This window comes from Akkermansia sp. UBA7090, from assembly GCF_002493465.1.
In the GTDB taxonomy this organism is placed as follows: Bacteria; Verrucomicrobiota; Verrucomicrobiia; order Verrucomicrobiales; family Akkermansiaceae; genus Akkermansia; species Akkermansia muciniphila_A.
Genome location: NZ_DKYW01000025.1, coordinates 52,005 through 72,339 on the forward strand (window position 1 = coordinate 52,005; position 20,335 = coordinate 72,339).

Below are 20,335 nucleotides of genomic sequence, written 5' to 3' on the forward strand. Positions count from 1 at the left end.
TTGGGGAAGGAAAGTATCTGCATGCATGGAAAAACGGCAGGCTGCGTCCTGATGCTTGCGTGCTGCGTGCCCTCCTGGGTTCAGGCCGCGCCGGATACGGCAGAAGTGAAGGCAAAAATTGCGCGGAAAATCTGGCAAAACGAATGTGCCGGGACAATAAAGGGGCTGGTTTCCTGGAACCGGGGAGAGGCGTTTCCTTCCCTGGGCATCGGACATTTCATCTGGTTCCCAGCCGGAGTCACGGAAAGGTTTGAGGAAAGTTTCCCTTCTTTCATTCATTTCTGCCGCAGGAAGGGAGGCCGGGTTCCGGAATGGTTTTCCGGTGCGGCTCCGTGGCGGACCAGGGATGAGTTTGAAGCGGCGGATGTTCGCGGCGGTCTTCCTGAACAAATGCGCCGGTGGTTGTCCAGTCCGGCGGCCCTGCAAATGCAGGCGGATTTCATTATTGCCAGGTCTGTGGCCGCTCTGGAGCGTATCAAGAGCCAATCCCGCCGCCCGGAAGAGATGGCGGCCCGCTATTATGCCGTGGCGGCGGCGCCCAACGGCATGTACGCCCTGATTGACTACGTGAATTTCAAGGGAGAAGGAACCAATCCGGCGGAACAGTACGGGGGGAGGGGCTGGGGGCTCAGGCAGGTGCTGGAAGAAATGCGGCCTGTTTCTCCCGGACAGCCCGCGGCGGTTGAATTCGCGGAAGCGGCCAAAAGGGTGCTTCAGCGCCGCGTGGACAACAGCCCCCCGGACCGCGGAGAAGCGCGCTGGCTTGCCGGATGGCGGAACCGGTGCGATTCCTATAAGAGGAATTGGTGACGAATTCCTTTCCTGACGGAAAAGACCAGTTGCGCAATTATCCTTGACCTGACGGGGATTAAGGTGTAATTCCCTCACTTCATCCTGAAACTTCGCTAAGTTTATGCCAGACACTCAAGAAGAAACAACGCTGATTCTGCTGAAGCCCGACTGTGTGCGGAAAAACCTTTCCGGCACCATTCTGAAACGTTTTTTGTCCGAAGGGTTTCGCCTGCGCGGCATAAAGATGATTCAGCTTGACGAACCGGTTCTCCGGGAACATTACGCCCACATTCTGGACCTGGTTATCAACGGAGAACCGCTTTTCCCGAAGCTGCTTGATTTCATGACCAGTTCTCCGGTCATCGCCATCGCCCTGAAGGGGCCCGGCGTTATTGTGCGCGTGCGCGAACTGCTGGGGCCCACCAACTCCCAGAAGGCGGAGAAAGGCACAATCCGCGGCGATTACGGAACAGACAGCATGATGAACATCTGCCATGCGTCCGACAGCCGTGAATCCGCCGCTGTAGAGCTGGCAAGATTTTTCCGGGAAGAAGAATTGTTTGACGGCCTTAATTAAGCGAAGGCCGCCTTTTTCCCGTCCGGTTCATTGTAGGCCGCAGCTGTTGTCGCAGTTGCGGCCTTGGTCGTGTCGGAACTGTGCCTCCTATGGGATGATGAAGAGGGAATACAGCGGTTTTGCAGGGAAAAGCAGAAAAGAACGGATTACTTTTCCCAAGGAGTGGTGAGATAAAGGAAGGCCTTTTTCATGCGGTAGGCCTCGCGCATGAAGCCGTCCATGATATTGTTGCAGCTGTGCTTGGAAAAGGAATAGCCGTAAATGCGCTTGATGGCGGCATCCTCCCCGTGCTGCTTCTGGCGCTTTAATTCCGCGTCCATGTCCCGGCGTTCGATGTTGGGGGCGCTCAGATTGTCGCCATGCCAGCGGAAATCCGCCAGCAGCCTGTTGTAATGCACGAATTTCTTTCCGGCACGGCCCAGGCGCGCGTAATATTCCCCGTCCATGTCATAGTGGAAACGCTCGTCCAGCAGAAACCCCTCTTCAATAGTAGTGCTCCGGCGCAGGAACAATGCCGTGGAGGCCAGATAGGTTCCGTACCAGATGTGCATGTTCAGGCTGTAGGGCAGGGCTTTCATGGCGCGTTGGATATCTCCGTCCGGCCCGATGAAATTCCATGCTCCGTGCACGATATCCGCATCCGGGCGGGAATCCGCAAAGGCCTTGACCGCCGCCAGAGCTCCCGGCAGCAGCCGGTCATCCGTATTCAGCCACATTACCCATTTCCCGCGCGCTTTGCGGAAGCCGCGGTTAATGCCTTCTGACATGCCGGAATCCTTCTCCACATGCAGTTTCAGGTGAGGATAGGAATGCAGGATATCCAGGGTGCCGTCCGTGGAGCCTGCATCCTGGATGATGTGTTCAAATGTGGCTCCTTTCTGGTTATGGACGCTCTCTATGCATTCCCGCACGTAGCGGGCGTAATTATAGCTGGGCGTAATGATGCTGAAGTCCGGTTCTGTGTCCATGGGCAAGGTCAGTTAAAAGGCTTGATGGAACGTTCCTTGGCGATGTAAATAGGGCGCTTTTTAACTTCCGTATAAGTCTTGGCCAGGTACTGGCCCAGAATGCCCAGGCACAGCAGCACGATGCCGCCCATCATGCAGAAGACGCATACCAGGGAAGTCCAGCCGTAGGCGGAATGGGGCCAGATTAATTCGCGGACCGTCAAGATAATGATGGAAAGGAATGAGATGAAGGAAAGAAGCACCCCCATGATGGAGGCCAGCGCCAGGGGGGCGGTGGAAAAAGCCACAATGCCTTCAATGGAATACAGGAACAGCTTGAAGAAAGACCACTTGGTTTGTCCTGCCACACGTTCCACATTTTCATATTCAAACCATTTGGTCCGGAACCCCACCCATTCGTACAGCCCTTTGGAAAACCGGTTGTACTCCTTCAGGGAAAGCAGGGCTTCCAGTACGGGACGGGTCATCAGCTTGTAGTCCCGGGCTCCATCTACGATGCGGGTATCCGATATCTGGTGAATGGTCTTGTAAAAGGCACGGGCGAAAAAGGACCGCAACGGCGGTTCCCCCTGCCGGGTGACGCGTCGCGTCCCCGCACAGTCGTACCCTTCCTCTTCAATGGCTTTCACCATATCCGGGAGCAGGGAGGGAGGATCCTGGAGATCCACATCCATGACGGCGGCATAATCCCCTGTGGCCGCTTCCAGGCCCGCATAGATGGCGGCTTCCTTTCCGAAATTGCGGGAGAAGGAAATGAATTTTACCTCAGGGGAATATTCCGCCAGTTTCTTAATTATTTCAAGGGAACGGTCCGTGGAACCGTCGTCCACGAAGATAAGTTCCGGGGAATAGCCCTCCAGGCGTTCCTTGAAAACCCGGTCTACTTCTTGCTTGAACACCGGAATGGCTTCTTCTTCATTCAGGCAGGGAATGATCAGGGAAATGCGTTTCATATCAGTGCCCGAATCATACTTGAGAGGCTGTACGGATACCAGAAAATAGTCCTAGCATGCACAAAGCCTTCCTCCGCCTTTTGGCGGAGGAAGGCTGCCGGAGAAGGAAGCCGTGAGCGGCAAAATACCGGTAAAGTCAGAATTTCGGCAGGTTGCCGATGTCATCTTCGTTTTCAGGGGCGTGCGGGTCTTTCAAATCACTATCCCCGTCTTTTCCAAAAGACCAGAAATCATAATCCGGATTCAGGCCGTTGCCCATTTTCAGGTTTCTGGCCTTGTCAGTTCTGGTGGGGATGGACTGTTCGCTGCCCAGGCGGTAACGGTAGGGAGAACCCCATGGATCCGCCAGAATATAAAGGGTAACCGGTCTGCCGTCCTTGCCTTTCACATGGACCTCCCGGACAGTCGGATTGCTTTTGGGCTGCGTAGAGGGATTCAGCTCGTCATTGTAAATGGTTGTATCCCTGGCAGGGACACCCTCATTCTTATGGTCGCCGAACAGGGCCATGTAAACTACATTGGAGCTGTATTCCTCCCCGTCGGCCACGGCTACGCCGTGATTGTTGAAGGGAGCTTCCGTGCCGTAGGGATAGCGGTCATGGTCGCTGTGGTAGCTCTCCAGCCCCATTTCAATTTTGCGGACAATGGATTCCGTAGCCTGTTCATTCTTTCTGGTTTCCAGCCAGGTGTAAATGGAGATGGTCAGCGTGGCCAGCACCACGATGATCACCATCACCACCAGGATTTCCATGAGGGTGAACCCCTTTGCCTCCCGGAGCCTGCAGTATGCGGAGTGATTTTTCATCTGCTTCTGCTTGAGCGGGTTACCCCATCTTTTCAATAACCTGCAGGAGGGGCAGGAACATGGCGAACACAATGCCGCCCACGACCACGGCCAGGAATACGATCATGATGGGTTCCAGCATGGAGGTCATGGCTCCCACGGCATTGTCCACTTCATCGTCATACACATCCGCGATTTTCAGGAGCATGTCCGGCAGTTGGCCTGTTTCTTCCCCCACGTCCACCATGGAGATCACCATGGGCGGGAAAAGCTTGGAGGAGGACATGGGCGTCACTACGGATTCGCCTTCTTTGACGGAGTCATGGATGAGGCCGATGGCGTCTCCCACGATCATGTTGCCGGCGGTGTCCTTCGTGATGGTAAGCGCCTGGAGGATGGGAACGCCGGAAGTCACCAGCGTGCCGAAGGTTCGGGCAAAGCGGGCGATGGCGCTTTTGCTCTGGACATTGCCGATGACCGGCATTGTCAGCAGTGCGGAGTCAATCTTGCGGCGTCCGTTGGGCGTCTTGCTCATGGCCGTGAAGACAGCGTACAGGATGGCGACTACAGCGGCCAGAATGACGGCATTGGGTACGAAGAAGGGAGCGGCCATGAACCAGTCGCTGATGCCGAACACAAACTCGGAAATACCGGGAAGCTCCTGATTCTGCTCTGCGAACATCGCCTTGAATTTGGGCACGATGACCAGCATCAGGAAGATCACAATGCCTACGGCGATGAACAGGACGATGGAGGGGTACACCATGGCGGAGATCACCTTGCTTTTCAGTTTTTGAGCCTTTTCCTGGTATTCCGCCAGACGGTTCAGCACGACTTCCAGCACGCCGCCCAGTTCCCCTGCCTTAACCATGTTGACAAACAGACGGTCAAAAATTCTGGGGTGTTGGGCCAGGGCTTCCGAGAAGGTGGAGCCGCCTTGAACGGAATCTCCCAGAGCTTCGATGGTTACGCGCAGGTTGGGGTTTGCCTCCTGTTTGGCCAGCACGTTCAGACTCTGGAGCAGGGGAAGCCCTGCGTCAATCAGCGTAGCAAGCTGGCGGGTGAAAATCATCAGAGCCTTGGCTTTGATTTTGCCTCCCAGCTTGCCCTTTTGCTTCTTGGCCCCCTTGGCCTTTTTCTTGGCGGCAGGCGTCTGCTGAATTTTGCCCTTGCCCGCTTCTACGATCTGGGTGGGGTACAGGCCATGCGCCCGGATGGCTTCCATGGCCTCCGCTTCGGAATTGGCCTCCAGGGCGCCTGTTTTCTGGTCGCCTTTATGGTCAAGTGCTGTATATTGATATTTAGGCATATATATTATGTTTTAAGTGTTTTTTCTTGGTGGTTGAAATAAGGGGGGAAGCAATGGCGCCGGTTGTCCATTAAGTATATTTCAGCACTTCTTCAATAGTAGTGTTGCCGTCATAAATATTTCTCAGCCCGTCTTCCCGCAGCGTGGACATACCCATTTCAATGGCTTTCTGTTTTAGCACCACGGAAGGAGCGCGATCCGTAATCATGTCACGCAGGGTGTCGTTAATATCCAGAAGCTCATAAATTCCCTTGCGGCCCCTGTAGCCGGAATTGGAGCATTTATCACAGCCGCGGCCCGTGAAAAAGTGCTTGTCCCCCAATTCATAGGGAGATACGCCAAGCTGGGAGAGGATGGTGGATGAGGGTTCATACGGCGTGCGGCAGTCCGGACAGATGGTGCGCACCAGGCGCTGGGCAAGCACCCCTTCCAGGGAGGCGGCCACCAGGAAAGGTTCGCACCCCATGTCCACCAGTCGCGTAATGGCTCCGGCAGAGTCGTTCGTATGCAGGGTGGAGAGAACCAGGTGCCCCGTCAGGGATGCCTGGATGGCGATTTGAGCTGTTGCCATGTCTCGCATTTCCCCCACCAGAATACGGTCCGGGTCCTGTCGCAGGAAGGCGCGCAGCACCATTGGGAAGTCCAGGCCGATGGCTTCATTGATGGGAATCTGGATGATGCCGTCAATGTCGTATTCAACGGGGTCTTCCGCCGTCAGAACCTTGGAATCAATGGTATTGATTTCACGCAGGGCGGCATACAGCGTGGTTGTCTTGCCGGCGCCGGTGGGGCCGGTAACGATGAAAATGCCGTTGGGTTTGTGGACTGTGTCCAGAATATACTCGTGGATATGCGAGGGAAGCCCCAGATTGTCCATGTTCAGGTTGACGGAAGAACGGTCCAGGACGCGGAGCACTACGGATTCTCCGTACTGAGTGGGGAGGGAAGAAACGCGCATGTCCACGGAACGGTCCCCTATCTGCTTGACGATGCGGCCGTCCTGCGGAATGCGACGTTCCGCAATGTTCATGTTCGCCATGACCTTGACGCGGGAAATGACCGGCACAGACAGGTGAACGGGGGGCGGCTGCATTTCATACAGGGCGCCGTCCACACGGTAGCGGATTTTGAATTCCTTCTCAAAGGGTTCAAAGTGAATGTCGGAGGCCTTCTCCTTGATGGCCTGCGTAATGACGAGGTCCACAAAGCGGATGACGGGAGCGGCAGCGGAATCTTCCGTCTCATTGTTGACCTGCATGTTGTTTAGTTCCTGCATCAGGTCGGACATGGCGGCGGATTCGCCTCCATAGAGTTCATTGATACGGTCGGAAATCTGGTAATCCGGCGCTACCAGAACATGGATGTCCTGGCCGAGGGCGAAGCGCAGGTCTTCTACCGTCTGGGGATTCAGGGGATCCACCAGGCAGACGTACAGGCCTTCCGGGCCGTGCCGGACAGGGAGCGCCCCGTGCAGGCGCACGAGCGTGGCCGGCATCATGTTCTGCACATTCGGGTCAGGCTGGAAGTTGTCCAGTGTAATAAATTCCGTGCCCAGGTCGCTGGCGATCATCTGCCAGATGTCGTCCTTGCTGCCGATAATGCCGAAGTCCGCAAGCACTTCCGGCAGTTCCTTGCCGGAGGCGGTCATTTCCTCCTTGATGTCCTTTGCCAGGGATTTGTCGATCATTCCCCGGCCGATAAAAAGTTCCAGTGTGAGGTTGGTGTCCATAATAAGCAGAATGAATAGCGGGGAAAAATCAGTTGGCGTCTCCCATGGTGACGTTCAGCACTTCTTCCGGAGAAGTAAGCCCGGCCAGCACTTTGCGTACGCCGTCTTCTCTCAAGGTTCTCATGCCCAGTTCCCGGGCGCGCTGGCGCAGCTGGGGGGAAGTCAGGTTCTCGTTAATCATGCGGCGCACCTCGTCGTCGATTTCGAAAATTTCAAACAGGCCCATTCGTCCCTTGAATCCGCCGCCGCGGCAAAAGTCGCAGCCGTGGGGCGCCTTGATTTGGCCCTGGGCAAGACGGGACATATCAATGTTCAGCGTATGCGCCTGCTTTTCCGTCAGAGCGCCGTCCACCTTGCAGCGGTCACACAGCTTGCGGACGAGACGCTGGGCCATGATGGCGCGGACGGAGGAGGCGATCAGGAAGCGTTTGATGCCGATGTCTGCCAGACGGGCCACGGCGCTGGGAGCATCATTGGTGTGAAGGGTGGAGAATACGAGGTGCCCCGTCAGGGAGGCGTTGATGGCGATACTGGCTGTTTCCATGTCTCGAATTTCCCCAATCATAATGATGTTGGGAGCCTGGCGGAGCATGGCGCGCAGGGCGGCGGCGAAGGTCATGCCGATATCCGCTTTCACCATGACCTGGTTGATGCCGGAGAGTTCATATTCCACAGGATCTTCCACCGTGATGATTTTTTTATCCGGGCGGTTGATGTGGTTCAGGCACGCGTAGAGGGTCGTGGTCTTACCGGAGCCGGTAGGCCCCGTTACCAGGATAATGCCGTCCGGCAGGGTGATGAGGCGGTCGAACACGGCTTCATCATCCGAGAAAAATCCGAGCTGGGGAAGGCCCAGCACCAGGGCGGATTTATCCAGAATACGCATGACGATGCTTTCCCCGTGGTTGCTGGGGACGGAGGAAACACGGAGGTCGATTTGCTTGCCGCCGATGCTCATCTGGATGCGTCCGTCCTGGGGCATGCGTTTTTCCGCAATGCTCATGGTGGTGCTCATTACCTTGAGGCGCGCGATGATGGGGCTGAGCAGTTTTTTGGGATGCGTGGCAACCTCCACCAGCTTGCCGTCCACGCGGTAGCGGATGCGGAGCCTGTTTTCCATGGGTTCAATGTGAATATCGGAGGCCCTCATCTTGAAAGCGTCCGTCAGCATTTGCTGCACCAGCCGGATAATGGGAGCGTCCTCCCCTTCCAGTCCGTCGGTTTCTTCCGGAACGCTCAGATCCCGGTAAAATTCATTTAACCGGCTTTCTACCGCGCTGCGGGTGGCGACGCTGAAAATCACGTCCCGTCCCATCAGCTGGGGCAGGCTGTCCATCGTCTCCAGATTCAGGGGATCGTCAATGGCTATGTTGATGGAAAAACCGTCGTCGGAAATGGGAATGGCCCGGAAACGTCTGGCAAGTTCCGGCGTGATGAGTTCGCGCACCTCCTGGGGAATGTGCATGGCGCCCAGGTCTACAACGGGGAGAAGGGAGTTGGACGCCGCCACCTGGGCGATGACGTCTTCCGTAAGATAATTGGCCTGAATCAGAAAATCGACCAGGTCCTGGGTGGGAGATTTTTGACTGCGCGCGTACTGAAGAATTTCTTCATTCAGATATCCGGCCTGCGTAAGAAGTTCGATGAGATATGATTCGTTGGAGTACACGTCGATCTCTGGATGCTATTGTTGAAAGTCTGCCGAAATGGAGCGGCAGGATACTCCCCTATTTCTGACAGGTTCGGAACGTAAAGTCAACTTAGCTTCCCTCAAAATGGCATTTTTTTTCAGGCGTGTGCGGAGGAGGAAAAAAACTCTTTCCCTCTCCGCCGTTTCCCGAACCTGCGGAATCTCCCGGAAGGAGGGATTTTCCCTGTTTTCAGGGCTTCTGGCCGGGAAGGTTGGAAAGCAGGTCTTCCAGTTCCGACATGCTGGATACGCGCACCAGGCGGGAGCGCATTTCCTTGGCGCCGGGAAATCCCTTCGTATAAGTCAGGATTCGTGACCTCATATGGCGCATGGTGTGAAGTTCGTCCCCATAATGGCGGGACTCCAGGGCCATCCGGGCATGCCGCAAAATCAGGTTTGTCTTTTCCTGCGGGGCTCTGGCCGGCGGCATGGCCCCGTGCAGCAGATAATACTTGGCGTCTCCGAAAATCCATGGGTTTTCCATGGCCGCACGACCAATCATGACGCCGCTGACGGCCGTATTCTCTTTTACATACGCTACTGCCTGCGGGGTGGAAATATCCCCGTTCCCGATAACCGGCACGGACATGGCCCGCGCGCATTCGTCAATAATGTCCCAGTTGGCCGTCCCCGAATACTGCTGGGAGCGGGTGCGTCCGTGAATGGTAATCATGGAAATTCCCTCATTCTCCAGCAGGCGGCACGCGTCCATGGCGCACAGGCTCTGGAAATCCCAGCCAATGCGTATTTTGGCTGTGACGGGGATTCGTTCTCCTACGGCTTTCACGACGCTTCCGGCTACGGAAGCCAGCAGGGGCAGATCTTTCAGGAGGGAAGAACCTCCATTTTTGCCAACCACTTTGGGAACCGGGCAGCCGAAGTTGATGTCGATAAAATCCGGCTTCTCATGGTCAAGGATCATTCTGGCCGCCTCTCCCATGTGGTTTCCGTCCGCCCCGAAGAGCTGGATGCCTATGGGGCGGTGGGCATTTTCTATCTTTGCGTACCTGCGGTTCCTCTCCCATGCCTGGAGAATGCCTTCCGCAGAGACGAATTCCGTCACCATCACATCCACTCCCAGTTCCTTGCAGATGGTGCGGAATATAGGGTCCGTCACTCCTGCCATTGGAGCCAGGAACAGTGGGAAATCCGTTTTGAAGAACGGGAGGGGAGCGGGACGGTTGGAAAAAGTCATGATTCCTTAGGGTGAGGCTAGCACGGGTTTCTATTCCATTCAAGCATCTTGCCTGTTTGGGCGGGGAGGGGAAGACGCAACATGACGGTACTGCGCAGGCATCGGAACTTTGGAAAAATACGGTGAGCGATAAAGAGGCGCGGTATTCCTCCCGGTTTCCCGGAGGGAATTGCAGGCGTGCAGGACAACATCTTTGCGTGCGTTTTCAGGAAGAAAAAACGGCTTCACTTGTTGAGTGAAGCCGTTTGGCAAAAGTTGAAAGATTGTTTTAATGGTTGCCGCAGCCGCAACCGCCGTCCTTGTGGTCGTGGTCGCACTTGCCGTCGCAATCACAATTTTCCTTGTCGCACTGGCCGCCGCAGGAGCAGGAGGACTGGGCGCTCATGGCGCGCTGGCGGGCTTCCTCTATTTCTTCTGGAGTGGGGGCGCGGCCCAGGTCAATGGACATGCCCAGATAATGATTGATGGTGTTCAGAAGTTCGTCAATGGTCTGGCGCGCTTCCAGGAAGCCGCGGGCCGCATCATTTTTGATGACGTTTTCACGCAGGGCGTCGAACTTGGAAATTTCCTCTTCGGTAGGAGGCATCCCGGCCAGGTGCTTGTTGCGCAGTTCTTCGCCGTAAGCGTTGACTTCTTCAAAAAGCTTGGTTGCTTCAGGATTCTGGAAAAAGAGACCTATTTTTGCCTTGGAGGCCACAACTTTGTCTTCCTTGGCGAGCAGGTTGCAAAGGGCTTCCGTGGCGGCGCGCAGGTTGTCGTTGAGAACGGGAGTATTCATATGGAATTTATTTAATCATGTCTTTTCGTGCAGGGCAATCCGGTTGCGAGGCATGGCGTGCATTTCCTTGACGCAGATTTGCTGCAGGCGGGAAGTCCAGAAGAATAAAAAGGCGTTCCACGTCAAGCGGAACGCCTTTTGATGACGATCAACGTTTTTTAATGCGCCTTGCAGAATTCTTCAAAACGGTCCAGCGCTTCCTTCAGAATGTCCAGCGTGGTGCAGTAGCTGATGCGGATGGCCTTGTCATTGCCGAAGGCGATGCCGGGGACGGCCGCGACCTTGTAGCGTTCCAGAAGCTTGTCGCACAGGTTCAGGGAGGTGAGCCCCAGCCTGCTCGTGTCCACAAAGAAATAGAAAGCGCCCTGCGGTTCCACAACGCTGATATTCGGGATGGCGCTGAGGCGGGAGTAAACGTATTGGCGTCGCATGTCGTATTCGTCGCGCATGTCGCTGATGAAACTCTGGTCTCCCGTAAGGGCCTCAATACCGCCATACTGGGCGAAGGTGCAGACGTTGGACGTAGTGTGGTCCTGAATCATCTGGATGGCCTTGGCAATGGCGGCCGGAGCTGCGGAGTAGCCCAGGCGCCAGCCGGTCATGGCGTAGCCCTTGGAAAAGCCGTTGATGGTGATGGTCAGGTCGTACAGTTCCGGACTGAGGGAGGCGATGCTGACGTGCTTGGTGTCTCCATATACGAGGTGTTCGTAAATTTCATCAGCCAGGATGAGGATGTCTTCGCTCAGGGCCACTTCTCCCAGGGCGCGCAGTTCTTCTTCGGAATAAACGGCTCCGGTCGGATTGTTCGGGGTAGTGAGGATGACCATTTTGGTGCGGGGGGTCATGGCTTCCTCAAATTGTTCGGCGGTAAGCTTCCATCCGTTTTCCGCCGTAGTTTCCACGATGACGGGAATGCCGCCGCACATGCGGACCATTTCCGGATAGCTGACCCAGTACGGTGCGGGGATGATGACTTCGTCTCCCTCGGATACGGTCGCCATGATGGCGTTGAAACAGGCATGCTTGGCGCCGGCTCCCACAGTGATCTGGGTGAAATCGTATTCCAGGTTGTTTTCCCTCTTGAGCTTTTCAGCAATGGCCTGGCGGAGTGCGGGCAGACCGGCGGAAGGCGTATATTTGGTGGCTCCGTTGTTCAGGGCCTCGATGGCTGCCTGTTTGATGTTTTCCGGGGTGTCCATTTCAGGTTCACCGCCTGCCAAACCGTAAACTTCTTCACCGGAGGCTTTCATAGCCTTGGCCCGGTTGGTCACCTTGAGGGTCAGGGAAGGGGTCAATGCCGCAATGCTGGGGGAAATCATGTCCATTGTTGTGGTGCAGTCGTAAATTTTGATGCCCTGGCGGAAAACAGGCTATTCTCCGCATAAGCGGAAAAACTTTACTCACTGAGCGCACCCCTGGCAAGGAGAATGCTTGCGGCGGCCATTCTTTTTCTTGCGGAGGGCGTTTCTCCCTTTGTAGAAGGGAATTTTCCCGTCAGCGTTTCAGGAGTTTGGCGCGCACCGCTTCCAGCTCCGGCGTTTTCAGCAGGAAAGCGGCCGCCAGATAAACGATGCCGGCACAGCCGCAGACCAGGGATATCCCCAGCACTCTGGCCGGGAAGGGCCAGTTCAGGAAGCCCTGGAGGAACCATGTCTTGCCTGCCCAGCACACCGCACCCAGCAATATTCCCGCCGCCATGATTCTGGACAGCCCGGAAAGCAGCGTCCGTCCGTCTGCGCCGCCCAGCTGGCGGCGCAGGTAAAGGAAGTAAAAGAGAAAATTGAAGGTAGTGACTACGGAGGTGGTCAGCGCCAGCCACGCCGCGTTTTTATGCAGGATATAGACAAAACAGTAGTTGAGGCCGATGCTGATGGCCAGAGCCGCGGCGGCGGCGATCAGAGGAACCCAGCGTTTTTCAAGAGCCAGGAAGACGGGCTGCACCACCTTGGTTCCGGCATAGCCCAGCAGGCCCAGGGAATAGGCCCCCAGCACTTCCCCCGTGTAGCGCACGGCCTCCTGGTTAAAGCGCCCCCACTGGTACACGGCGGAGACGAATTCCGTTCCCAGGATGGAGAGGATGAGAAAAGCGGGTACCGCAAAGAATGCCACCAGCCGCAACCCCTTGGCGATGTGGACGGCCACTTCCTTTCTCCCGTCTCCCACCATCATGCGGGAAACGGCGGGCAGCACCACCATGCCCGTCGCTACTCCGAAGAGCCCCACGGGAAGCTGCCAGAGGCGGAACGCCGTGGTCAGGGCGGTGACGGAGCCTTTTTGGAGATCCAGAGCGAACCCCGTATTGATGAAGATGGTGAATTGCGTCACGCCTGAAGCCAGCACGGAGGGAAGCATCAGCCCCCAGATTTTGCGCATGCGGGGATCGTCCCAGCGGAAATTGGGTTTCCAGCGGAAGCCGGTTTTTCTGAGTTTGGGAAGCTGCACGGCAATCTGGGCCATGCCCCCGATGGTAACGCCGCAGGCAAAACCATACAAAGCTTTGGGGCCGAAGGATGGATCAATGAAATATCCGATCAGCAGGCCGAACAGGACGGAAGTAACGTTGAAAGCGGCGGAGGCCAGCATGGGCAATCCGAAAACTCCCACTATGTTCAGCGCTCCCATGATGAGGGCGGACAGGGAGGCGAAGCCGATGAAAGGCCACATGAGGCGGCTCAGGTCCGTGGCGAACAATTGCTCCGCCGGAGAGTGATCCCCGCTGTAAAGGGCTTCCATGACGGGCCCCGCAAACAGAATCCCCAGGGTTACAATAGCGATCATCAGGGTGGAAAGCTGGGTTGCCACCTTGTTGGTCAGTTCCCACGCGGCCGCATCGCCCTGCGCCTCCCTCGTTTTGGAGGCTACGCTGGTATAGGATTGGGAGAGAGCTCCTTCCGCAAACAGGTCCCTTAACAGGTTAGGGATGCGGAAAGCCGTGTAAAAGGCGTCCAGGGCCCCGGTAGCCCCGAACAGGGAGGTGTACACAACTTCCCTGACCATGCCTGTCAGGCGACAGGCAAAGATAGCGCTGGAGGCAACCAGGCTGTTCCGCATCAGGGACATGGAAGAGGGAGTCTACTTGAACAGCTGGCGGCAATAAGGCTCCACCTTTTTCATTGCCGGGTTGTCCTTGACAGCCTGATCGCGATCATCCCGGCAGGGGAAAAGGTACAGGGCATATCCTCCGTAGCCGCCCCCCAGGTATTTTTTTGCAAGGGCGTTGGGAATATCCGGCAGGGGCCGCATTCCTTCGTCAAGCTGTACGCTGTAATACAGGGCTACGCCTGCCGCCAGGGTATTGATGTTGCGTTCCAGCACTCCGGTGCGGGCAATGAGGGAGGATTGGGAGATGCGTACGTAGTCCCGTTGTTCATCCGCCATTTTTGGAGTGTCGTGTTCCTCGCCCGTGTATAGAATAGCCATTCTGCCTTCCAGGAAGTCGCCCGTGCCTTTGACGTCCAGCACCGGAGAACTGCCGGAGCGCCATACGCACAACCCCGTTTCCGCGATGACGGCGGGATCCTGCCAGCCGACGCCCAGAGCGAGTTCGGAAGCGACCGGATCGCGCCCTTCCAACATGGCCCACGCGCCGCTGCCTCCCAGCCCGGAACGTTTTTCATACGGCCATTCGCAGAGGGAAACCATGGGGGTGATGGCGCAGTTGACCACATAGGAACCTTTTCTGGAGTAGCGGGGCACATCCAGCCATCCCCCGGCGAAGTCCACGCGAAGAGGTACGGAGGACGGGGCCTTAATGCGGTTCACCAGCATGGTGGTGGAAACGGGAGTGAATTTGGGGGGCGTTTTGGGAAGCACCACATAATCGGCTCCGACGCGGGCGCACAGCTCTTTCTTGATATCGCTGTAAAGGTCATCTTCCGTGACGGCCAGAATGTCCGGTTTTTCCTGAAGAAATTCCTCTTCAAAATCCAGGCCTTTCTTCATGCCGGTACCCAGAATAACCTTGTCAACCATGCGCAGGCTTTCCAGCAGAACTTTTTTGTGTTCGTCCGGAATGGACGGCTTGCGCTGCTTGTGGTGCCACAGCACGGGTTCCGAAGCAAAAGAGACGATCAGAAAGTCGCCCAGAGCACGGGCTTCTTCAAAAAACTGGATATGGCCAGCGTGGACAATATCATAGCAACCGGAGACGAAAACTTTTTTCATACGTGTGAAAATGATAATTAGTCTGCGGCAGTATGCCCTATTGCCGCGCCGGATGCAAGAGCGAGATGCAGGTATATCAAAAAACGGCACGGGCTGAAGGAAGCCCGTGCCGTCAGGGGTAAGAAAATCAACCTTTGCAAAGAACGGTCAGGAAGCCATGGCTTCCTGGTAGCGGCGTTCCACATCGTCCCAGTTGATCAGGCGGCAGAAGTCTTCAATATAGTCCGCCCGGAGGTTCTGGTGCTTCAGATAATAAGCGTGTTCCCAAACGTCGCAGACGAGAATGGGGACAAGGCCGGGAATTTCCAGATTCTGATGTTTTTCCGCCCCGCAGATTACCAGCGTCTTGCTGACGGGGTCCACGCCCAGAATGCCCCAGCCGGAACCTTCCACGCCCTGGGAGGCCGCCTTGAATTCCTTCATCATGGCTTCCAGAGAACCGAATTTTTCCTTGATGGCATCTGCCAGAGGACCTTGCGGCTCTTTTTTGGGATCAGGCGTCATGTTGGTCCAGTAAATGGTATGGAGAACATGGCCGGAAACATTGAAGGACAAGTTGCGCACCCAGTTGGTGGTGGCGGAAGCTTCCAGCTTCCCGTCCGCAATTTCACGGAGCTTTTCAGCCGCGGCATTGGCGCCGGCGACATAGGCCGCATGATGCTTGTCGTGGTGGATGCGCACGGTCTTTTCATCCAGCATGGGTTCAAGCGCGTCGTAGGCGTACGGAAGGGGAGGTAACACATATTTGCCGTCGGCATAACCGATCGTGGAGGGATTTTGCTTTTTAGTCATCTTGCGTTGTGAATGTAGGAATGGCCCTGCTGCCCGGGCCTGGCTGATTGTTCCCAGCGCCGCCAATGAGGAAAGAACAATAAAACGTCTTCTGTTCATGTCCGCGCCACGGGAATCCATGGGAGTTTGGACATGGGTTGTTTTGGAGTTGTTCAAAAAAACTGGAACCCCGGGTGTTTTATTATGCTCCCTGGGTGGCGGCCGGGGAAAAGCTTTTCTACCTCTTGACGGCCGATGCCGGCCCCTGGGCCCCGTAGGCGCTGACGCCCCTGATGGCGACAGACCCCGCATCTCCCAGGAAAGATTTGGGCAGGGTTACGCGGGTCTGGCTGCCCGGAAGGAGGATGCGCGTGGCCCACCGGCTGCCGTAGCGCGCCTGAACGGCCCATTTCCGGGAGGGATTGCCGGACGGCTGCCAGGAGAGGGTTACGGTGGACCCGTTGTCCGCCACGTAAAAATTCTGCGGTTGTCCGGGCGTGCCGGTTCCGCACCAGGGCATGGCGGGCGGAACAGCCATGGAGGGATACAATCTGTTCAGGTATTTCTGGATGCCTCCTGCATTCCGCATGATGGATTTGATGCTCCAGAAGCATTGCCCGGGGGCGGTTCTGGCAAGGCTGCGGGAATAGTTGACCTGAGCCGCTATTTCAGACGCAGGGCGGCCCGGGTCTTCGCTGCTCATGATGCGTGCCGTGGCAATGCCGGGCCACACCGGGCGTCTGGAGTTCTGGGCAGCCCACCATTGCATCAATGCGGGGAAGCTCTGCTTGGCTGGGCTGCAGCGCCAGTAAAGCTGGGGGGCCAGGTAATCCACCCATCCGCGGGAAAGCCACTTGCGGGCGTCGCAGGCCAGGTGTTCGTAGGCGTCCACTCCCGCTTCAATGCCGCCGGGAACGCCCGGCCTCCAGATGCCGAACGGGCTGACGCCCACCCGCACCCAGGGTTTGGAAGATTTGACGGATTTGTACATGTCCTGTACGAAGTCGTCGATATAGCTCCGGCGCTGGGAGGGAGATTTCCCGTCTCCAAAGGCGGCGGGAGACCACGCCCGGCCGGGAGTGGGGTAGGGGTAGAAATAGTCGTCCAGATGCACCCCGTCAATGTCGTAGCGGCGCACGACGTCCATGATAACTTTCAGCGCGTGGTCGCGGGAGGCGGAAGCGCTGGGGTTCATCAGCAGCACGGAGCCGGTTCGTTTCATCAAATCGGGGCGCATGAGGGAAACATGGTTGCGGCCTACGGCATGCTTGACGTTGGCCTTCGCCCGGAAGGGGTTGAACCAGGCGTGCAATTCAATGCCGCGGCGGTGAGCCTCCTGAATGGCGAAGGCCAGAGGGTCATACCCCGGATTGACTCCCGGGCCGGAGAGCCACTGGCTCCATGGCTCCAGAGAAGAGCGGTACAGGGCGTCGGCATTCGGGCGCACCTGGAGAAACACGGCGTTCAGCTTTAACTGGGCGCAGGTATTCAGAATGTTCAACAGCTCCGCGCGCTGGGCTGCTCCGGGGAGGCCGGAACGGGAGGGCCAGTCAATGTTATGAACGGTGGATATCCATGCCGCGCGGAATTCCTGAGGGACGGCGGGGACGGATTCTCCGGAGGGCTGCCACCCGAGCGCCTGGGAAGCCAGGGCAAGCAGGGAGCAGGAAAAGGTACGAAACAGGGGAAATTTGGTCATGACGAGGGAGGGAAAGGGGTGTTTCCGGAACATTTAACGCCCATTCGGCGGATCTGTCCATGACGGATGCCGGAGGTTTCGTCATGGAGAGGCGCCCCTCAGCAGGGCCTGGACGCCAGGCTGTTGATCAGGTGGGCGTTGAATCCGGCCCCGAAACCGTTGTCTATGTTGACGACGGAAACTCCGTTGGCGCAGGAATTCATCATGGCGAGCAGGGTGGTCACCCCGCGGAAATTGGCTCCATAGCCCACGCTCGTAGGCACGGCGATCACGGGGGCCTTTACCAGGCCTGCCAGCACGCTGGGAAGTGCTCCTTCCATGCCCGCCACGGCCACCAGCGCGGTAGCTTGGCGAATGGAATCCAGATGGGAGACCAGGCGGTGCAGGCCGGCTACGCCGCAGTCCCGGTACCGGACTACTCGGCTGCCCAGAAATTCCGCCGTCAGGGCGGCTTCCTCCGCTACGGATTGGTCCGAGGTCCCCGCGCTGACGATGCCGACGAAACCCTTCGTCCGCGGGACGGGATTCGGAGCAATGCGCATGAGACGGGCTGCCGGGTGCATGTCCGCCGCCGGAAAGGCGCGGGCCAGGTAGTCCAGAGCTTCCCCGCTCAGGCGCGTAGCCAGAACATTTTGTCCGGCGGCAAGCAGACTGCGGGCTATCTCTTCAATTTGCTCCGGCGTTTTTCCTGCGCCGTAAATGACTTCCGGGCATCCGGTACGTTCCAGGCGGTTGTAATCAATATCCGTGTGGGAAGAGGCGGGAGCGGTGGCGGCCCGGATTTTTTCCGCCGCTTCCTCCGTGGAAAGGCGACCTTCCTCAAACTGGTGCAGGATGGCGGTAATGTCATTCATGATGGTTCGTTCATGCTCCCTCTGGAATATCCTTCCATATCCAGGGTGATGTGGCGGAAACCCAGTTCCCGCAGTCGGCGCGCCACGGTGGCGGCAAGTTTCCTGTTCCAGAACAGGTCGCCTTCCTTTTCCGGCAATTCAATGCGGGCCAGGCTGTCTCCGTGGACGCGGACGCGGCAGCCTTTCAGCCCCAGGGTCCTCAGGAAAGATTCCGCTGCGTCCACGCGTCTCAGCAGGGCTTCCGTTACGGGACGGTTGTGTTCCAGCCGGGTCAGCAGGCATGCGTAGGCCGGTTTGCCGCTGACTGATTCCGGAAGGCCCAGCCAGCAGGCCAGACGGCGGATATCCGCCTTGTTCATGGCAGCTTCCAGAAAGGGACTCGGAATGCCGAGTTCCTGCAAAGCTCTGCGTCCGGGCCGGTAGTCGTCCAGGTCGTCAAGATTGGAGCCGTCCGCCAGCAGAGGGAACCCCAGCTCCGCCGCTTTGTCTGCCAGGGAGGAAAACAGGGCGTGCTTGCACAGATAGCAGCGCAGGGGCGGATTATTCGCAAGGGCGGGCGGGATGGGAAACGCCAGTTTTTCCTGCCGGACGCCCAGGCGGCGGCATAACGCCGTGCTGTCCCGCACTTCCTCCTCCATCACGTAGGGCGTTTGCGCGGTCAGGGCCAGGCAGTGATCCGCTCCCAGGATTTGGACGGCGGCGGCAAGCAGCACACTGCTGTCCAGCCCCCCGGACAAGGCGACGGCAAGGCGCTCCCTGGGGAGAAGGACGGCGCGCAGCCGTTCAAACGGAGTCTGTGGCGTCGTCGTCATGGGAAGGTGTGGGGAAAAAGCCCCATCAGCTGGCATTGCGCCAGAGGCAACCCGGTCTTTTCCGCCAGGGTTCTGCAATCTTCAAATTCCGCTTTCCGGTGATGGGGTCGGTCGTGCATAAAAGAAGTTTTTACATGAACCGTTCCATGGGGCGTAGGGACAGGAGCGCTTTCCCGGCGCAAAAGATGGCGGAGCGTGCCATGTTGCCTGATGCCCGGCGTGCTGCTGTGCAGGAAGAAGGCTTCCCGCACGCGGTCCGTCTGTTCCGGTAGGCACAGGGCGCAAACCTTGACCGCCAGACGGCCTTTCTTCATGCAGACGGACTCCTGCCAGGTATCCAGAGCGCCTGCCTCCATCAGCTTTTCCGCCAGGTAGGCAGTCTGTTCCGGCGTCATATCGTCTATATTGGCGCACAGCTCCGTCAGCAGTTCCGGGGAAGTTTCCACTTCTTCCGTTTCTACCAGCATCACCCGGAGAATATTCGGTATGGGCAGTCCCTGGCGGTGGCCTATCCCATAGCCGGTTGCGGTAATCCGGCCTGCCAGCGGAGAGGGGACGGGCTGCGCCAGGGCGGCAATGTAGGCGGCTCCGGTGGGTGTAGTGGCCTCATGGGCGGTTCCATTCAGGGTGGCCCGGAAATGTTTCGCCAGCAAAGCCGTTGCCGGCGCAGGAACGGGCATTGTTCCGTGCTGGCAGGTTACGGTGCCGGACCCCAGCTCCACCGGTCCGGTGAAAACGGCGTCCACCCGGAGCATTTCCAGGCAGATGGCGGCTCCCGTGATATCGATGATGGAATCCACTGCGCCCACCTCATGGAAATGTACTTCCTCAGGAGCCGTGCCGTGTACGCGGGCTTCCGCCTCCGCCAGCAGGGTGAAAATAGAAAGGGCCGTCCGTTTGACGGTGTTGGAAAGGGCGCTTGTCTCAATAAGCGTTCGTATATCAGCCATAGCCCGGTGGTGGTGCGCATGGCTGCAGCCGGAATGCCCTTCTTCCTCCGTCAGCACGTCAATCCGGGTTCCCTGGATGCCGTGCTGCTGCGCCCGGCGGCATTCCAGCTTCCACTCCCCGTGCACATGCAATTTGGACAGTTCCCGTTCCAGGTTTTCCCGGTCCGCTCCCAAATCAATCAGGGCGGCCAGATTCATATCTCCGCTGATGCCCGCACTGCAATCATAGACCAAGGCTCTCATGATGGCCCAGTGTAGAAGGAAAAACTCCTGGCTCAAGGTCAAAATGAGCCTTATCCCGGGAGGGGGC

The 20,335-nt window shown here is 57.4% G+C and carries 18 protein-coding genes; 2 read left to right on the forward strand and 16 right to left on the reverse strand.

The features are described 5' to 3' along the window. The first annotated feature begins 21 nt into the window (after window positions 1–21). Both B3075_RS08540 and B3075_RS08545 read left to right on the forward strand, forming a co-directional pair. Window positions 22–810 (forward strand): hypothetical protein, encoded by a 789-nt coding sequence (locus B3075_RS08540; protein ID WP_256943524.1) that lies wholly within the window; start codon window positions 22–24, stop codon window positions 808–810. Between the two features lie 103 nt (window positions 811–913). Beyond that, window positions 914–1,369: a nucleoside-diphosphate kinase gene (locus B3075_RS08545; protein WP_094135860.1), complete on the forward strand. Its 456-nt coding sequence runs from the start codon at window positions 914–916 to the stop codon at window positions 1,367–1,369. Window positions 1,370–1,515: 146 nt separating this feature from the next. On the opposite strand, the gene B3075_RS08550 is transcribed toward B3075_RS08545, so the two are convergent. The 16 genes from B3075_RS08550 to larC form a co-directional block, all read right to left on the reverse strand. Further along, window positions 1,516–2,337, reverse strand: a complete 822-nt coding sequence (locus tag B3075_RS08550) for a glycosyltransferase family 2 protein (protein WP_143245539.1) — start codon at window positions 2,335–2,337, stop codon at window positions 1,516–1,518. 8 nt (window positions 2,338–2,345) lie between these two features. Beyond that, entirely contained in the window at window positions 2,346–3,290 is a 945-nt protein-coding gene (locus B3075_RS08555; RefSeq protein ID WP_094135862.1) for a glycosyltransferase family 2 protein, read from the reverse strand. A gap of 136 nt (window positions 3,291–3,426) precedes the next feature. Then, window positions 3,427–4,095 carry a prepilin-type N-terminal cleavage/methylation domain-containing protein gene (locus B3075_RS08560; protein WP_094135863.1) on the reverse strand — a complete coding sequence of 223 codons (669 nt, stop codon included), beginning with the start codon at window positions 4,093–4,095 and terminating at the stop codon, window positions 3,427–3,429. A gap of 19 nt (window positions 4,096–4,114) precedes the next feature. Next, window positions 4,115–5,383, reverse strand: a complete 1,269-nt coding sequence (locus tag B3075_RS08565; RefSeq protein ID WP_094135864.1) for a type II secretion system F family protein — start codon at window positions 5,381–5,383, stop codon at window positions 4,115–4,117. A 70-nt stretch (window positions 5,384–5,453) separates the two neighbouring features. Next, window positions 5,454–7,112, reverse strand: a complete 1,659-nt coding sequence (locus tag B3075_RS08570; RefSeq protein ID WP_094135865.1) for a GspE/PulE family protein — start codon at window positions 7,110–7,112, stop codon at window positions 5,454–5,456. A gap of 28 nt (window positions 7,113–7,140) precedes the next feature. Further along, the gene (locus tag B3075_RS08575) at window positions 7,141–8,781 is read right to left on the reverse strand and encodes a GspE/PulE family protein (RefSeq protein WP_290488104.1); all 1,641 of its coding nucleotides are present in this window, start codon (window positions 8,779–8,781) and stop codon (window positions 7,141–7,143) included. 211 nt (window positions 8,782–8,992) lie between these two features. After that, window positions 8,993–9,997 (reverse strand): tRNA dihydrouridine synthase DusB, encoded by a 1,005-nt coding sequence (gene dusB / locus B3075_RS08580; protein WP_290488103.1) that lies wholly within the window; start codon window positions 9,995–9,997, stop codon window positions 8,993–8,995. 268 nt (window positions 9,998–10,265) lie between these two features. Next, window positions 10,266–10,775: a YlbF family regulator gene (locus B3075_RS08585; RefSeq protein WP_012420623.1), complete on the reverse strand. Its 510-nt coding sequence runs from the start codon at window positions 10,773–10,775 to the stop codon at window positions 10,266–10,268. A gap of 158 nt (window positions 10,776–10,933) precedes the next feature. Continuing rightward, the gene (locus B3075_RS08590) at window positions 10,934–12,100 is read right to left on the reverse strand and encodes a pyridoxal phosphate-dependent aminotransferase (RefSeq protein WP_094135869.1); all 1,167 of its coding nucleotides are present in this window, start codon (window positions 12,098–12,100) and stop codon (window positions 10,934–10,936) included. Window positions 12,101–12,269: 169 nt separating this feature from the next. After that, window positions 12,270–13,835 (reverse strand): murein biosynthesis integral membrane protein MurJ, encoded by a 1,566-nt coding sequence (murJ, locus tag B3075_RS08595; protein WP_290488102.1) that lies wholly within the window; start codon window positions 13,833–13,835, stop codon window positions 12,270–12,272. Between the two features lie 12 nt (window positions 13,836–13,847). After that, window positions 13,848–14,939 carry an adenylyltransferase/cytidyltransferase family protein gene (locus tag B3075_RS08600; protein ID WP_094135871.1) on the reverse strand — a complete coding sequence of 364 codons (1,092 nt, stop codon included), beginning with the start codon at window positions 14,937–14,939 and terminating at the stop codon, window positions 13,848–13,850. A 147-nt stretch (window positions 14,940–15,086) separates the two neighbouring features. Continuing rightward, the gene (locus B3075_RS08605) at window positions 15,087–15,731 is read right to left on the reverse strand and encodes a superoxide dismutase (RefSeq protein ID WP_290488101.1); all 645 of its coding nucleotides are present in this window, start codon (window positions 15,729–15,731) and stop codon (window positions 15,087–15,089) included. 217 nt (window positions 15,732–15,948) lie between these two features. After that, window positions 15,949–17,409, reverse strand: coding sequence for a glycoside hydrolase family 10 protein (locus tag B3075_RS08610; protein ID WP_290488100.1), 1,461 nt, complete (start codon window positions 17,407–17,409; stop codon window positions 15,949–15,951). A gap of 98 nt (window positions 17,410–17,507) precedes the next feature. Beyond that, on the reverse strand, window positions 17,508–18,263 hold the full coding sequence (gene larB / locus B3075_RS08615) for a nickel pincer cofactor biosynthesis protein LarB (protein ID WP_290488099.1): 756 nt from the start codon (window positions 18,261–18,263) through the stop codon (window positions 17,508–17,510). After that, entirely contained in the window at window positions 18,260–19,075 is an 816-nt protein-coding gene (gene larE / locus B3075_RS08620; RefSeq protein ID WP_290488098.1) for an ATP-dependent sacrificial sulfur transferase LarE, read from the reverse strand. Before larE ends, larB begins: the two co-directional genes overlap by 4 nt. Continuing rightward, entirely contained in the window at window positions 19,072–20,268 is a 1,197-nt protein-coding gene (gene larC, locus B3075_RS08625) for a nickel pincer cofactor biosynthesis protein LarC (RefSeq protein WP_290488097.1), read from the reverse strand. The genes larE and larC overlap by 4 nt, the downstream gene beginning before the upstream one ends. Window positions 20,269–20,335: the final 67 nt, after the last annotated feature.

What these genes read in the sequence shown, in the direction of transcription:
- B3075_RS08555 (WP_094135862.1), bottom strand. Translation starts at nt 3,290, where the DNA reads ATGAAACGCATTTCCCTGATCATTCCCTGCCTGAATGAAGAAGAAGCC.
- B3075_RS08590 (WP_094135869.1), bottom strand. Translation starts at nt 12,100, where the DNA reads ATGGACATGATTTCCCCCAGCATTGCGGCATTGACCCCTTCCCTGACC.
- B3075_RS08585 (WP_012420623.1), bottom strand. Translation starts at nt 10,775, where the DNA reads ATGAATACTCCCGTTCTCAACGACAACCTGCGCGCCGCCACGGAAGCC.
- B3075_RS08605 (WP_290488101.1), bottom strand. Translation starts at nt 15,731, where the DNA reads ATGACTAAAAAGCAAAATCCCTCCACGATCGGTTATGCCGACGGCAAA.
- murJ (WP_290488102.1), bottom strand. Translation starts at nt 13,835, where the DNA reads ATGTCCCTGATGCGGAACAGCCTGGTTGCCTCCAGCGCTATCTTTGCC.
- dusB (WP_290488103.1), bottom strand. Translation starts at nt 9,997, where the DNA reads ATGACTTTTTCCAACCGTCCCGCTCCCCTCCCGTTCTTCAAAACGGAT.
- B3075_RS08550 (WP_143245539.1), bottom strand. Translation starts at nt 2,337, where the DNA reads ATGGACACAGAACCGGACTTCAGCATCATTACGCCCAGCTATAATTAC.
- B3075_RS08610 (WP_290488100.1), bottom strand. Translation starts at nt 17,409, where the DNA reads ATGACCAAATTTCCCCTGTTTCGTACCTTTTCCTGCTCCCTGCTTGCC.
- B3075_RS08570 (WP_094135865.1), bottom strand. Translation starts at nt 7,112, where the DNA reads ATGGACACCAACCTCACACTGGAACTTTTTATCGGCCGGGGAATGATC.
- larC (WP_290488097.1), bottom strand. Translation starts at nt 20,268, where the DNA reads ATGAGAGCCTTGGTCTATGATTGCAGTGCGGGCATCAGCGGAGATATG.
- B3075_RS08540 (WP_256943524.1), top strand. Translation starts at nt 22, where the DNA reads ATGCATGGAAAAACGGCAGGCTGCGTCCTGATGCTTGCGTGCTGCGTG.
- B3075_RS08560 (WP_094135863.1), bottom strand. Translation starts at nt 4,095, where the DNA reads ATGAAAAATCACTCCGCATACTGCAGGCTCCGGGAGGCAAAGGGGTTC.
- B3075_RS08565 (WP_094135864.1), bottom strand. Translation starts at nt 5,383, where the DNA reads ATGCCTAAATATCAATATACAGCACTTGACCATAAAGGCGACCAGAAA.
- larE (WP_290488098.1), bottom strand. Translation starts at nt 19,075, where the DNA reads ATGACGACGACGCCACAGACTCCGTTTGAACGGCTGCGCGCCGTCCTT.
- B3075_RS08545 (WP_094135860.1), top strand. Translation starts at nt 914, where the DNA reads ATGCCAGACACTCAAGAAGAAACAACGCTGATTCTGCTGAAGCCCGAC.
- larB (WP_290488099.1), bottom strand. Translation starts at nt 18,263, where the DNA reads ATGAATGACATTACCGCCATCCTGCACCAGTTTGAGGAAGGTCGCCTT.
- B3075_RS08600 (WP_094135871.1), bottom strand. Translation starts at nt 14,939, where the DNA reads ATGAAAAAAGTTTTCGTCTCCGGTTGCTATGATATTGTCCACGCTGGC.